This is a genomic window from Robertmurraya sp. DFI.2.37 (assembly GCF_029211245.1).
Lineage (GTDB): Bacteria > Bacillota > Bacilli > Bacillales > Cytobacillaceae > Robertmurraya > Robertmurraya methanolica_A.
Genome location: NZ_JARGEJ010000009.1, coordinates 23341 through 38096 on the forward strand (window position 1 = coordinate 23341; position 14756 = coordinate 38096).

At 36.2% G+C, this 14756-nt stretch carries 10 protein-coding genes; 1 reads left to right on the forward strand and 9 read right to left on the reverse strand.

Going from position 1 to position 14756, the window contains the following annotated elements:
* Positions 1–5 precede the first annotated feature (5 nt).
* The 3 genes from PZE06_RS07055 to PZE06_RS07065 all read right to left on the reverse strand — a co-directional run bounded on the left by PZE06_RS07055 (position 6) and on the right by PZE06_RS07065 (position 3794).
* The gene (locus PZE06_RS07055) at positions 6–1076 is read right to left on the reverse strand and encodes an ABC transporter ATP-binding protein (RefSeq protein ID WP_150914953.1); all 1071 of its coding nucleotides are present in this window, start codon (positions 1074–1076) and stop codon (positions 6–8) included.
* Positions 1077–1245: 169 nt separating this feature from the next.
* Positions 1246–2328 (reverse strand): extracellular solute-binding protein, encoded by a 1083-nt coding sequence (locus tag PZE06_RS07060; RefSeq protein WP_150914954.1) that lies wholly within the window; start codon positions 2326–2328, stop codon positions 1246–1248.
* Between the two features lie 248 nt (positions 2329–2576).
* Complete coding sequence (locus PZE06_RS07065; protein ID WP_225310629.1) at positions 2577–3794, reverse strand: ROK family transcriptional regulator; 1218 nt, start codon at positions 3792–3794, stop codon at positions 2577–2579.
* Between the two features lie 321 nt (positions 3795–4115).
* Between PZE06_RS07065 and PZE06_RS07070 the strand changes: the two genes are divergently transcribed.
* A complete protein-coding gene (locus PZE06_RS07070; protein ID WP_150914955.1) occupies positions 4116–6620 on the forward strand; it encodes an NEW3 domain-containing protein in 2505 nt (834 codons plus the stop codon).
* Positions 6621–6854: 234 nt separating this feature from the next.
* On the opposite strand, the gene PZE06_RS07075 is transcribed toward PZE06_RS07070, so the two are convergent.
* From PZE06_RS07075 to PZE06_RS07100, 6 genes are all read right to left on the reverse strand, one after another.
* Positions 6855–8729, reverse strand: coding sequence for a beta-glucoside-specific PTS transporter subunit IIABC (locus PZE06_RS07075; protein WP_150914956.1), 1875 nt, complete (start codon positions 8727–8729; stop codon positions 6855–6857).
* 237 nt (positions 8730–8966) lie between these two features.
* Positions 8967–9797, reverse strand: coding sequence for a BglG family transcription antiterminator LicT (gene licT / locus PZE06_RS07080; RefSeq protein ID WP_150914957.1), 831 nt, complete (start codon positions 9795–9797; stop codon positions 8967–8969).
* Positions 9798–10059: 262 nt separating this feature from the next.
* On the reverse strand, positions 10060–11496 hold the full coding sequence (gene ascB / locus PZE06_RS07085) for a 6-phospho-beta-glucosidase (RefSeq protein WP_150914958.1): 1437 nt from the start codon (positions 11494–11496) through the stop codon (positions 10060–10062).
* A gap of 195 nt (positions 11497–11691) precedes the next feature.
* Positions 11692–12606: an exonuclease domain-containing protein gene (locus PZE06_RS07090; RefSeq protein WP_225310630.1), complete on the reverse strand. Its 915-nt coding sequence runs from the start codon at positions 12604–12606 to the stop codon at positions 11692–11694.
* Positions 12607–13005: 399 nt separating this feature from the next.
* The gene (gene rsiV, locus PZE06_RS07095; RefSeq protein WP_150914959.1) at positions 13006–13872 is read right to left on the reverse strand and encodes an anti-sigma-V factor RsiV; all 867 of its coding nucleotides are present in this window, start codon (positions 13870–13872) and stop codon (positions 13006–13008) included.
* A complete protein-coding gene (locus PZE06_RS07100; RefSeq protein WP_225310636.1) occupies positions 13869–14333 on the reverse strand; it encodes an RNA polymerase sigma factor SigV in 465 nt (154 codons plus the stop codon). The genes rsiV and PZE06_RS07100 overlap by 4 nt, the downstream gene beginning before the upstream one ends.
* Positions 14334–14756: the final 423 nt, after the last annotated feature.

The window sequence follows — 14756 nt, forward strand, 5'->3', positions numbered from 1 at the left end:
ACCTCCTATTCACCAATCAAGTAAATTCCGTTTTCCGGAACATGGAGAGTAATCGAATCGCCCCTATTAAGAATTCGATTGCCTTTATTAATAATCATTACTTTCATGATATTGGAGCCGACTTTAACTACATAATTAATACTTACTCCAGTAAATTCAACCAATTGAACTGTACCGCGTAATTCATTCACTCCTGGACCTTCAAACACTGCCTCTGGACGAATTGAACATTTTATCTTCTCTCCAATCTCCAGCTTTTTCCCATTTGCTGTCTGATCGATAGAACCTCGGACAAAAATATGATCTTCAAGCTTTACTTTTACCGAATTTTCAATAATTTCTACCACTTCTCCATCCAGTACATTTGATTCTCCAATGAAAGAAGCAACAAAATGATTGGTTGGTTTATTATAGATCTCTTGCGGAGTTCCTATTTGTTGAACAACTCCTTCTTTCATAACCATAATCCGATCAGACATGGTCATTGCTTCAGTTTGATCATGGGTAACATAGATCGTCGTCACCCCTAACTCAACCTGAAGTCTCTTAATCTCAACTCTCGTTTCCTCGCGCAATTTTGCATCTAAATTGGAAAGTGGTTCATCAAGCAAAAGAATATCTGGCTCGATTACAAGAGCTCGTGCTAACGCAACACGTTGTTGTTGCCCGCCTGAAAGCTCATTTATTTTACGTGCACCATATTTTTCTAAATGAACTAATTTTTGTGCTCGTTCCACTTTCTCCTTAATTACTGCTTTGGACATTTTACGTACTTCAAGACCAAATGCAATATTTTCAAAAACAGTCATATGTGGGAAAAGCGCATAGTTTTGAAAGACCATCCCAATATTTCGTTTATTCGGCTGAAGAGTCGTTACATCACGATTATCAAAGTAAATTTTTCCTTTTGTTGGAAAATAAAAACCAGCAATCATCCGTAATGTAGTTGTTTTTCCACATCCTGATGGACCTAAAAAGGTAAAAAACTCTCCGGGTTTAACATCTATATCTACATTCTCAACGCCAACAGCAGACCCAAACATTTTACTAACAGTTTCTAGTCTTACATTTTTCAATACGAACACCTCGCTGTGATTTAGAAAGAGCAAGCACCTTCAGGAACGATCGAAAGAACACCATTTTTACTAGAACAAGAAAAAGCTTTTATCATAAAAATTTACAACCATCGTTCATAAAAAGGGTAAAGGCCATTGCTTCACCCTTTTTAAAAGAATTGCAGTTCATTTAATTCTTTCCTTTTATATTTTCGTCCCAATATTGCATCCATTCTGCCTCTTTTTCAGCCATAACTTCCCAGTCAAGATCTAAAGATTTCAACTCGAGTTCTTGATACCAATCAGGCATTGCAGATTTATCAATATCAGTACGAGTTGGAATTTGATATAAATCCTCCGCTAACGTTGTCCGTGTTTCTGGCTCAAACAAAAACTCATAAAACAACTTTGCATTTTCAAGATTTTTTGCATCTTTAATTAGACCAACAGCATCAACTAAAATGGGGGCGCCACTTTCAGGATAGATGTAATCAAATGGCTGATTATGCTGGTTCTTTTGAATGAGGATATCTTGAAGATTCCAAAGAGAAATTGAACCTTCTTGACGAGCTAGCTTCAAATATAAATTTGTTGGATCCTGTGCATATTCCTTTGTGTTGGCGTCTAATTTTTTGAGCCATTCATAACCCGCTTCAGGATTATCAGCACCTTGCTCATGAATCATCGCTGAATAAATCGTTCTCATTGTTCCAGACGCTAATACACCGCGAATGATGAGCTCGTCATCCCACTTTGGATCCAATAAATCATCCCAATCTTGTGGAGCTTCCTCTTTGGAAAGCATATCTGAGTTGTACATAATCACTTCCGGGAGAAGCATCTCACCATACCAACGGCCTTCTGCATCCTTATGTTCTGCTAGAATACTAGCATCAAAGCTTGGCTTAAATGGTTCTAATAAGTCTTCATTTGCTGCAGTCATAAAGGCCGATTGAGTACCTCCCCACCAAAAGTCAGCCTGTGGATTTGCCTTTTCACCACGTACACGCTCAAGAATTTCCTGTGCTCCCATCGTTAAGACGTCCACTCTTATATCAGGATATTTCGCATTAAACATCTCAACAACTTGATCAACGATCGTCTGATCCCGCGCCGTATAAATCACAAGATTTCCACTCGCAGATTGTTCTGCATCGCCATCATCATTATTATTCGGTGGAGACTCTTCACCAGAAGAACCACTTGAACATGCAGAAACAAACAACATCATCAACGCCAGTAAAAGAACTAAAAAACTCTTCTTTTTAAACATTTGAATCCCCCTAGCTTCTTTATTTATTCTTGAAGTAGATTAATAATCTACTAAGAACCGTTTTTATAAATGGCTTTGTTATATATCGGTATTGATTTGCGCTCATTTTCCATCTATTTCATGAAATACAACCTTATCATGGGAATCAAAAGAGCTTCTAAAATCGCGTCAAACCAAGATTTCACATAAAATGAGCCGAAAATCGTTTTATTCTATTTAACAAAGCCCCTTCTAAAAAAGAGACATAGCTAGCAAAAGTTAGGAGCATTTAAAATACTGTCATATTCCCTTAAAAACAGGGAGATTGCTCCTAGTACTCCTGCATTTTCACCAAGCTCTGATTGGTGTATTCCCACTGAACTAGGTAAGTATGGCTGAACAATTTTTTGCAATCTTGGAAGAATGAAGTCAGCCGATTTCATTACTCCTCCATCTAAAATCACCACCTCAGGATTTAAAAGAGATGCTGCATTAATAATTCCATAAGCTAAATGTTCTAGCGCATTCTCTACAATTTGTAATGCTATCTTGTCACCTTCTGAAGCTAACAGAAAAGCTTGTTTACCTGTCAATTCAGAGGTAATCGCATCATTATATAAAGGGTGGTTGCGCTCTTCCCTGATTGCCATTGTTAATTTCTCACCGATTGCTTTTCCACCTGCAACACTTTCTAAATAACCATATCGATGAAAAATTGGTTTAAACTCCTTTTTCATATCATTCTTATCTGTTACTAAATAACCTATTTCACCAGCAGCATAAGATGCCCCTCGATACAGTTGATTATGAATAATAATGCCGCTACCTATTCCAGTTCCGACAGCGATGAACAGGACATTATCCTTTTTCTGAGCACTTCCCAACCATTGTTCTCCAAGGACGGCTACGTTAACGTCATTATCAACATAGACTGGGAAGGAAAAATATCTCTCGGACTCTGTCAAAAACGGATAACGAATCCAGTTTAAACTAGGTGCCTCAAGCACTACCCCAGTTTCTGTTTCAACGATCCCTGGTACGCCAACTCCCATTCCTAGCACTGATTCTTCTGCTATTTGGCTTTGCTCCATCATGTCAAAAATTTCCCCATAAAGCATTTTCATTAGTTGCTCTAGATGCTTCTTTGTGTTGAATGCCCTTAAACAGATAATATTCCCGCTTAAATCAGAAATAGCGACTTTTACTTTTGTTCCGCCAATATCTACTCCAATTACATACGCGGCTTTTTCGTTAAAATAAAGCTGTATCGGTCTCCTTCCGCCTTGTGAAGAAGATTCCCCTATCCCTCTTTCATGTATCCAATTCTCTTGAACTAATTCATCCACAAGAATGGAAACTGTTGGCTTGCTAAAATTTAGCTTTCCAGCTATTTCAGCTCTAGAAATAGGTTGATAGGTTCTTATACATTGCAAAACAAGTTTTTTGTTAAAAAGTTTTGATTGTTCATTTGGAGATTTTCTAATCACAATATCACAGCCCTACATTTGTTAGTTAGTTAGCCTAATTAATTTATATAATAAAATGAAAGTGTTTACAATATTTAATTTAAAAAATTTAGATTATTTAGAATTAAAATTTAAAATCACTTATGAATTTAGACCCTTATTCTATCTACCTATTTTTTTATCAAATAGTCATTTAGTAATATTTACAATATTCTGAATAGTTATATAATATGACTTGATAGTAGATTTATTTCTATTAGTTAGTTAATTTTATTAACTAAAATAAAAAAGAAAGGAGTATTAGAAGATTACTTATCCTAATTATGAAAGGGGTTACATGCATTGAGAAGACTTAGCTATTTCATTGTGACCGTTCTATTTTTCGCCTCTCTTTTACCTCCGATTAGTTTGGCACAAACTAAAGATGAGCCCGATGTTGAACTGTGGAATGCTGTCAAACCGCTTGATACGACAGTTTCCTTCTTAAATACGGGAGCACATCCAGATGATGAACGCAGCGATCTACTTGCCTATTTATCACGAGGCTTAGGAGTCAAAACAGCTAGCCTCATTGCCAATCGAGGAGAAGGTGGTCAAAATGCGATCGGCAATGAGCTAGGAAATGCCCTTGGGATCATTCGCTCCAACGAAATGATTGAAGCCGCTAAAGTTAATGGAGTCAAGGCCTACCATCTAAGTGAAACAACATCCGATCCGATCTATGATTTTGGCTTTTCTAAATCACCCGATGAAACACTCGAAAAATGGGGTGAAGAACTAACTTATGAGCGATTAATCAAGTTTATTAGAACTTACCAACCAGATATTGTTATGCCCTCTTTCCAAAATGTCGACAGTCAACACGGGCACCATAGAGCCATAACAGTTTTATCACAAAAAGCATTCGAAGATGCTGCAGATCCAACTGTTTTCCCTGAGCACTTTAGAGAGGGTTTACATCCTTGGCAAATCAAAAAACTTTACTTACCAGTCTCTTCAGCAGACTCTGCCACAACTTCGATCGAAATAGGAGACTATGACCCTATTTATGGAATGAGCTACCCTCAGCTCGGTGAAGCTTCACACTATTTACACAAAAGCCAAGGAATGGGAAATGATATCCCTGTCGCTCCGAGACAAGCGCATTTAGATTTAGTCAAGTCGGCAGTACAATCCTCTTCCAAAGAAATTTTTGCAGGTATTCCATACGATTTCTACGAATGGGCAGAAATAATGCCTGCAAAAAACATTCAAAGTCACCTCCGTACATTACAGAACAAACTGGAAGAAATTATTAGCCTCTACCCTAGCCGCGAAGCAATTTTACCGAAATCTCAAAATGCTTTAAAAGAAGTCAAAAAAATAATGTCTCTTATTAAAGAGAGCAGATTGGATAGCGGTGTTAAAAATGATTTGAGCCATAAACTTGAAGTGAAAGCTGAGCAACTTCAAGAGTTAAGCTATATCTCTTCCAACCTTTCAGTAGAGATTGAAATCGATTCATATGTGTTAACACAAGGAGAAAAAACAAAAGTACAAGTAACCGTTTCAAATAAAGGAAAAACAAAGATTCAACAGATCAAAACAGCTCTGCTTACACCTAAAGGTTGGCGTCAAGAAAGACCTTTAGAACTCAAACATCTAAAGCCTGGTGAGTCAAAAACAGTTACTTTTAATGTGACCGTTCCTAAGAAGGCTGAATATTTTCATCCCTACGACAAGGCCGTGCTACAAGCTAAAATTTCATTTAAAGAGAACGGCGTCGAGTCAAGCAAAATCCTCGACTTAAATAACACAGTCAGTGTACTTCCTGATTTAAGCGTAACAGCCACACCGGCCAATATAACCGTGAACACAGCAGACGTCCAAGATAAAATACCTGTTAATGTAAAAGTCAAAAATTATGCGAAAAAAAGAAAAAGTGCTAAGGTTTCATTAAAACTCCCAGATGGTTGGAAAAGCCAGCCTACAGTAGCAAATGTTTCCCTAACTGAACGGTTTGAGGAAAAAGATGTTGCCTTTACATTAATACCTCCTTCAAACATAGCAGAGGGAAATTTTACAATTGAAACAATTGCTGTCGCAGATAAGAAAATCTACGATACAACTGTTCAGGAGATTAAATATGAGCATATTAAAGATTCCTACTTCCTATATCCAGCAGCAATTAGTGGCGTGGCATTCGAACTGTTAAAACCAGACCATCTAAAAATTGGTTATATTGAAAGCGGATTTGATACGATCGCCGACTCACTACTAAATGCCGGATTTGATATTACTAAACTAACTCCCGATGATTTAGCTACTAGTAATCTTAGTCAATACGATACAATTGTTACTGGAATTCGTGTAACTCTTGCTAGGGAAGATTTTATACAACATAACGAGCGATTGCTGGAATACGTTGAAGATGGTGGTCATTTAGTCGTCCAATACATGACCTCTGGCGATCCTTGGGATTCCGTTTTGACACCTCCATACCCATTAACAATCGGAAGCCCATCAATTCGTTGGCGAGTGACCGATGAAAACGCTGAAGTAACAATGACGCAACCAGAACACCCATCATTTAATTTTCCTAATAAAATTACGAGCAATGACTGGGATAACTGGGTTCAAGAAAGAGGTCTCTACTTTCCAATGGCATGGGATGACCGTTACGAAACCTTTGTTTCGATGGCTGATCCGAATGAAGATCCCTTTATAAGCGGAATTCTCATGGCGAAATACGGTAAAGGAACTTATCTTTATACAAACCTCGTTTTCTACCGACAAATTGATGCCCAAGTTCCTGGAGGGTATCGTATCTTTACCAATTTATTAAGCTATGGTGCTTATAACAACTAAATTTCAGCGCTGATTGGATATGAAAACCGGGCAAAACGCCCGGTCTTTTTTTATTTTGAGAACATCCACGAATACTAAATGAAGCTCTTTTCTGGATATCGGTCTTTAAAAAAATATTTCGGTCCTTATTTCATTTTATCGGTCTAAATCGAAATATTTCGGTCTTTATACAAATATATCGGTCAAAACAGGCCATATATCGGTCTAGGCATGATATTCGTCTACAAGTACAAGTTAGTCACTTTCGCTATTGAAAAGTTTCAGACTCAATAGAGTCTCTTGTTCCTTTACAGAGTTATACTTTGTAGCATTAACTTCCGTATAATTGGAAGAGTTTGTCACAATAATAGGTGTGACTACTTGATAGCCAGCTTTCTTGATTTCTTCGATATCGAACTCAACAAGTAAATCTCCCTTTTTGACTTGATCTCCCTGTTTAACATGAGAAACAAAATGCTTTCCTTCTAACTGAACCGTATCGATGCCAACATGAATTAATATCTCTGCGCCTTTATCTGAAACGAGACCGAGTGCATGCTTCGTTTTAAAAGCAACAGTTACCGTTCCATTCACTGGAGAAACAACTCTTCCTAATGTTGGCTCAATTGCAATCCCTTTGCCCATTGCCTCGGAAGCGAATGCAGAATCCGGAACCTCAGTTAAGTCAACTACCTTCCCCTCAAGAGGACTTGCAATCTCCTCATCACTCTTTGCTTTGTTTACATTTGAATCTTTAGATGCCTCTGTTTCTTCAATTGGGTCTTCAAACCCTAAAATATACGTTAAAGTAGCTGACACTATGAACGCTGCTACGATACCAAGAATGAGCCCTAAAAATCCTTCTCCTCCAGGTCCGTAGAATATTGGTAATGTTAGAAGTCCAGGTGCACCAGATGCGAATGCCTGAGTTCCAGCCTGTCCGATAATTGCTCCTCCGACAGCACCACCAATAATCCCAGCAATAAATGGTTTTTTCAGACGTAACGTTACACCGTAAATAGCTGGTTCTGTGATTCCAAATAAAGCTGTAACAGTTGCAGAACCTGCTAGTGCTTTCAATTTTTTATTCTTAGTTTTTAGAAAAACACCAAACGCTGCTCCTGTCTGGGCAAATACTGAGGCTGCTGTTGATGGTTTAATCCCATCTCTTCCATATACGGCAACATTATTAATGAAGACTGGAACGAGTCCCCAGTGAACACCAAAAATAACCAACAATTGCCAACTTGCACCTAAAATAGCACCAGCTAATAATGGGCTGAATGAAAATACAGCTAATAATCCATCTGCAATTGCATTACCGACATTTACACCAATTGGACCAAATACAATTAACGTTAACGGAACCATTACCACAAGAGAAAGTAATGGAGTAATAAAGTTCTTGACGCTTTCATGGATAAAACGATTACATAATTTTTCAAACTTACTCATCACAAAGACTGCGAGGATAATCGGGATAACTGTGGATGAATAACTCATCATTGTTACCGGAATTCCGAAAAAAGTCGTCGCCACTTCTTCAGTGTTGAGCGCAATTACTGAAGGGTAAAGCAATGCTCCCGCAATTGTAACGGCAGTGAATATATTTCCTTCAAACTTTCTTGCAGTAGTTACTGCGAGTAAAACAGGCAAGAAATAGAACAGACTATCTGCCGTAGCTGCTAGAATGATATACGTCGTTTCCGTTGCTTCTAACCAACCAAAGTTTGAAGCGATTAATAATAATCCCTTAAGAATCCCCGCACCTGCCATTACGCCCAGTAAAGGAGCAAAAATACTTGAAATAATATCGACTGCTCGTCCAAAAATATTTCCTTTGCTCTCACTACTTGAATTTTCTATTTTCTTAGACTCACTAAGAATATTCGATACCTTACCAATGGCATTATATACCTCCGGTACTGTGTTTCCAATAACAACTTGGAACTGCCCACCACTCTGTTTAACGGTAATAACACCCTCTGTATTTTCTAACTTTCCTTTGTTTGCCTTAGAATTATCCTTCAATGTAAATCGCAATCGTGTTGCACAGTGGACAAGTGAGATAATATTCTTTTCTCCTCCGACTAAAGAAATAATCTCCTTTGCTAATTTTTCATAGTTCATACTTCCTACACCCCCAGATGGATTTTTGGCAAACAAAAAACCTAAGCCTATAAAAATGGTAGGTACGTAACAGTCCCATCATTTTTTAGACTTAGGTTTTGCCTGCATAACCAGTAACAATCCTAGTTAATATTCATTTTATCTATGAGTTAAATATAATGAATGATTTCTATTTTGTCAACGTTTTCTTCTTCAAAATTCTTTCTTTTCTTGCAAATTTCTACAAATTTAGACAAATCAACGATTGACCACTCTTGCAATATGAATAGTTAAATACAACATTTCTTCATTCGTCAAATCATGATGATACTCTTTCTTAATATATTCTTGGATTTTCTCGGTACATTTTGAAACTTCTTTATATTTTTGCTTAATCATAATATACAAGTAGTCATCATTGTTTTCATAATGAGCTCCCTTTAAAACACGTTGAGCAAAAAACTTCAAATGGGTTATAAATCGATAATAATTTAATGATTCCTCATCAAACTCAACATTAAAATGATACTTAACAATCGTAATAATCTGCTGAATGAACTTCGTAATATTCATTGTATTCGCCACTTCTTCATTCATTTCAGCGTTAATAATATGAATAGCAATGAAACCTGCTTCGTCCTCTGGAAGGGCAATATCGAACTTTTGCTTGATACTATCCAATGCTTTTAACCCAACAAAAAACTCTTCTTTATATAACTGTTTAATTTCCCATAGAAGGGCATTTTTAATTTCTGCTCCTTTTTGATACCTTTCCAATGCAAAATTGATATGATCAGTTAATGACACATAAATGTTCTCATTTAATTTTTTACCCAATTCAGTCTTTGCATGCTCAATAATGTCCTCGACTACAACCATCAAATCAATGGGAACTTCTCTCAGAAGAGTTTTAAAATTGTCTGTTGTTTGTTTATTTTTAAGTGCAAATACCTTTTGTATTTTATCCTGCTCAACCATTTGACCAGGTTTCTTTCCAAATGCAATTCCTCTTCCCATAATGACAAGTTCAGTTCCGTCCTCTTGAAGTACACTTATTACATTATTATTAATTACTTTATCAATTTTCATGATATACCTCCTCTCTCTTTCATATACTTCAGGAACTAGATAAAGACCAAATATAAAAACCTAAGCCATAACAAAATAAATAAGACTCACATTGAGCTTACATATTTCTCGACTTAGGTTTTGCCTGCATTACCAGTAACAATCCTTTTCAATTTACAATTATTATTTAGTATAGCTTTGCCCTTAGTCCTTGTCAACGCTTTCAAAAATTATGTAAAAATGGGAAACCTCTAAAGATATAGAGGGTACCCACTTTTTCTCGTTATTCTAAATCTTCTCCATTTTTCGCAATTACTTGTTTATACCAACGGAAACTTTTCTTTTTTCTTCTTACCAATGTTCCGTTGCCTTCATTATCTCGATCCACATAAATGTAACCATAACGTTTTTTCATTTCACCTGTTGATGCACTCACAATATCAATTGGACCCCAACTTGTATAACCAATAATCTCTACCCCGTCCTCCAAGGCTTCGCCCAATTCTGTAAGATGTTGCTTTAAATAGTCGATCCGATAATCGTCATAAATCTCTCCCTCAGGAGTTACTTCATCAATTGCGCCAAGTCCATTTTCTACAACGAACAACGGCTTTTGATAACGATCATATAACTGATTCGCGGTAATACGAAAACCTTTTGGATCAATAGTCCAACCCCATTCAGACTTTCCGACATATGGATTGGATATGGAGCCAAATACATTGCCACTTGTCATATTTTTGATAACTTCTGGGTCAGTACTAGTTGTCCGACTAGAGTAATAACTAAATCCAATATAATCAACCGTATGATTTTTCAAAATCTCTTTATCTCCGGGCTCCATCTCTACTGTAATATTATTAGTTTTAAAGAAACGTTTTGAATAAGCAGGATATTCTCCTCGAGATTGCACATCAATAAAGAAAAACGAATCACGATCTTTTTCCATTGCTTGGAATACATCATCCGGATTGCATGTATAAGGGTAAAAAGTACCTGCTGCAAGCATACAGCCAATTTTTGCATCTGGTATCAATTCATGACAGGCTTTAACAGCTAACGCACTTGCGACCAATTGGTGATGCGCCGCTTGATATTGAATTTGCTTTTGATTCTCTCCTTCAGCAAATACAAGGCCTGCTCCTAAAAAAGGTAAATGTAGTAGCATATTTATCTCATTAAATGTCATCCAATACTTCACCTTGTCCTTATATCTTGCAAGAACAGTTTGAGCATATGTTTCAAATAAGGATACAAGTTTGCGACTTCTCCATCCTCCGTATTTCTCTACTAAATTTACAGGGACATCAAAATGGGCAAGTGTAACAACTGGCTGAATATCATATTTTAAAAGTTCATCAAATAGCTGATCGTAAAATTGCAATCCCTCTTCATTAGGGGTTGCCCCTTCTCCAGATGGAAAAATTCGAGCCCATGAGATCGATATACGAAGAGCTTTAAATCCCATTTCCGCAAATAAAGCAATATCCTCTTTATAACGATGATAGAAATCGATCGCTTCATGTGATGGATAAAATTCACCTTCAAGGGGAGTCAATGATGGAACGTATCCTTTCATGATATCTCTTCTTTTTACTCCGGTTGGTAATAGATCGACTGTCGTCAATCCTTTCCCTCCTTCTAAATAGGCTCCTTCGGCTTGATTGGCCGCTAAAGCTCCACCCCATAAAAATCCTTTTGGAAAAATTGAAATTGACATGAGCAAAACTCCCTTCTTAAATTTAAGTCGATTACTACCAAGGCAAAATAAAAACCTGAACCAATTTGAACACACTTGTAGTGTAAGCAAATTAGATCAGGTTATGCCCATACGGTAACATTCCATAACTATTCATTTTAATATTTTTAGTTTAGCAGTGCTTAATTGTGAAGTCAATTTCTCCTCTATAAAAAATTATAGCATTCTCATAAAATCCTCTTCACTAATAATTTTCAAATTTTTACCCTCTTGAATCATTGTTTCTGCTTTTTTTAACTTTGAAGACTTATTTCCCTTTATCATAGCCTCGTTAAAGTCACCAAGTAGAATGTAATTTGTAGTTGAAGTGATATTATTTTGTGGAATTCCTCCACGAGCAGCTAATAACTCTGCGGCCTTCTTTCTCGATAGAAGTTTAAGTTTCCCTGTAAACACCATGTTTTTCCCGAAGAAAGGGTGATTGGGATCAGTGTCTGTTGCTATTTTAATTCTTTTAAAATCCACTCGTTCAGGATATTTATCAACAAAAGAAGAACGATAGTTACTTTGTACGATCTCCCCGGGCCTTATTTTAGTCTTTCCATATAACTCATCTAAATTAGTAATTTGAAAGTCGGTAGTTAATTTCAACATTACATAAGCACATGCTTTAGCATCATCTAGTGCATGATGATGATTGAATAATTCAATTCCTAAATGATTGCATAATGAATTTAACCGATATGACGGTAAACCCGGCATTATCCTTCTCGAAAGCTGATATGTACATAGAAACTGATGATATGCAGACTTTATCTCATATCTAATTAAATTATCACGAAATGCATATCCGTCAAATGAAAGATTATGAGCAACCATTATTTTATTTTCAATCCTATTTTTAATAGAATTGTAAAAATAGTCAAATGTTGGCGCTTCTTGAACCTCTTCTTTATTGATCCCATGGATAGAAATGTTGAAATCGTCAAATTCTTCCTCTGGATTGATGAGCTGATACAGCGAATCTTCTATTTTTCCATTTTTCACGAAAACCATACCTACAGAGCAGATACTATGTCGATTTCTGTTAGCAGTCTCAAAATCAAAAGCCACAAAATCACGAATGATCATGCACCACCTATTTAAGCAAAAGCTTTATTTTCTCAAAACTAGGTTCAAAATAATGCTTAAATCCTGTCTCTTATTTTTGAACGCCTTGTTACTTTTTTAAGTATAAAACAAGTTGAGAATAGAATTCTAATATTTTGTCGTTTGTGAGATATTTTATTGCTTTTTTCTTAGCTGTATGGTGCCCATTTTGTGTGAAATTAAGGTTTAACACGTCTTTTTTGTTATCCTAAAAAGTTCCTGATTCCACGAAGCGATGTGAGAAAATAAGTTTTCTTTATCGTTTGATAGAAACATGGAGGAAAGAGCTCAAAAAATATCACGAACATATAGCAATACCTTCTTAAAAACAATTGGGAAAGTCCTTTGCACATAAATAATTATGGACTTTCCCAATAAATTCTATTTTAAATATTCATTACTTACCAAAACAGATTGTAGTTGCTTGGTTGGAATGATAAATTCCACCGCTCCCATGTACCCCGGTGCCACTTCATATTCATTAAAGGCAATGACAAGCTGATGGTCTTTATTAATGTAAAAATTTTGCTCTTTGTTTATATTGGTGAACGCATCAGGTTCACTTGAGTCTAACCAATATATTTTCGTTGAATCTTTTTTCATCTGTTCGTGCATTTGCTGTCTAATATATTCACTGATTATGTGTATATAGCTATCATCCTTGAATAGACTCGGCAAGGTAATTAGCAGTTGTTTTTCTTTATCAATTGTATCATAGCTTTTTGTTACCATAGAGGAGCCTCTCGTTTCCTCAACATAGCGACCTATTGATAAAAGCTGCTTTGTCTCCGTTATTATCTCAAATCCACTCTCTACTTGAAGATGACCTTCCCTATCAAAAACTTTTTCTGCTACCATTTCAGCCATAAAATTTTCATAAAGCTCGCGACTTTCTGCGATATACTTATCATTTAACCCTTTTTCCAACTGTTTATTGTCCATTTCCACTTCCGGTATATCAATTGTAACTTGATAATTTCCTTCATCTACTTTATATTCCGTTACAGTTAACACCTTGACTATGTTTCCAACGACAGGGATCTCTACTAATGACTTGGCAATAGCCGGATTGATGTTTACGGTTGTTGTAAAAATCATTAACACAACAGCCACTGCCATCGCCAACCGAAAAGAAGTTTTTCTAGCCTTACTTTGCTTCAGCGCTCGTTGAATAGACATATCTAACTCTTCGGGAATAGGAATATGATTATATTGCTCTTTCAAACGTTCCAATTTATGACGACTCATTCTACTCTCTCCTCTTGATTTTCTACTTCCAATTGGATCTTTAAAATTTTTAATGCCTTATATAAGCGAGTTTTGACTGTATTCACATTAAGTCCTAACACATCAGCCACCTCTTCAATCTTTAAATCCTCAAAATAACGAAGGACAATAACACTTCGATAATCTGGTGACAATTTATTCAATGCATGGTGTAGGTCAATATCCTCATAGTGATCTATATGGCTACCGAGGTTCTGTTGCATCGTTAATTCATCAACAACAGTCATTTTTTGGCGGCGCCTGAGAAAATCTAACGATGTATTGACGACAATTTTATAAAACCAACTTTTTATTGCGGTCTCATCTTTTAAAGTTTTAGCTCGAATCGCTTTTTGAATTGAATCCTGTACAATATCTAATGCATCATCCTGATTATGGACATAGCTATAAGCGAGGCGATAAAATTGTTCCTTATGTTTCATGACGTAGTCAGCAATGACTTTTTCCTGCCAAGGCGTCCTCCTTAACACATAACACATCTCCTTGTTTCTTCTCGTTAGCTAACGGAGCTTTCATTTAATAGACGCATTTCCTATAAGAAAAAGTTTTAGCTAATTGAGGCATTTATAAATCTTCTTTCTTACCCATGACAAAAACCAACATTTTTCTCGTAATTCTCATTCTTTTTAATAGTCTAAAAGCACTACCTAAACAATAGTATAATATACCTATTATCCCTCGAAATATTTAAAAACAGGGGCAAAACACTTACAAATATACTCATTTTTGGGCATTAATGCTTATGAAAAATTCACATTTAATATAGAGAGAAAGCATTGGAAATTGTCGAAACATGCTATATCATTTTTAACTAGATTGAATATTGTCAAAAGACCATAGGACCA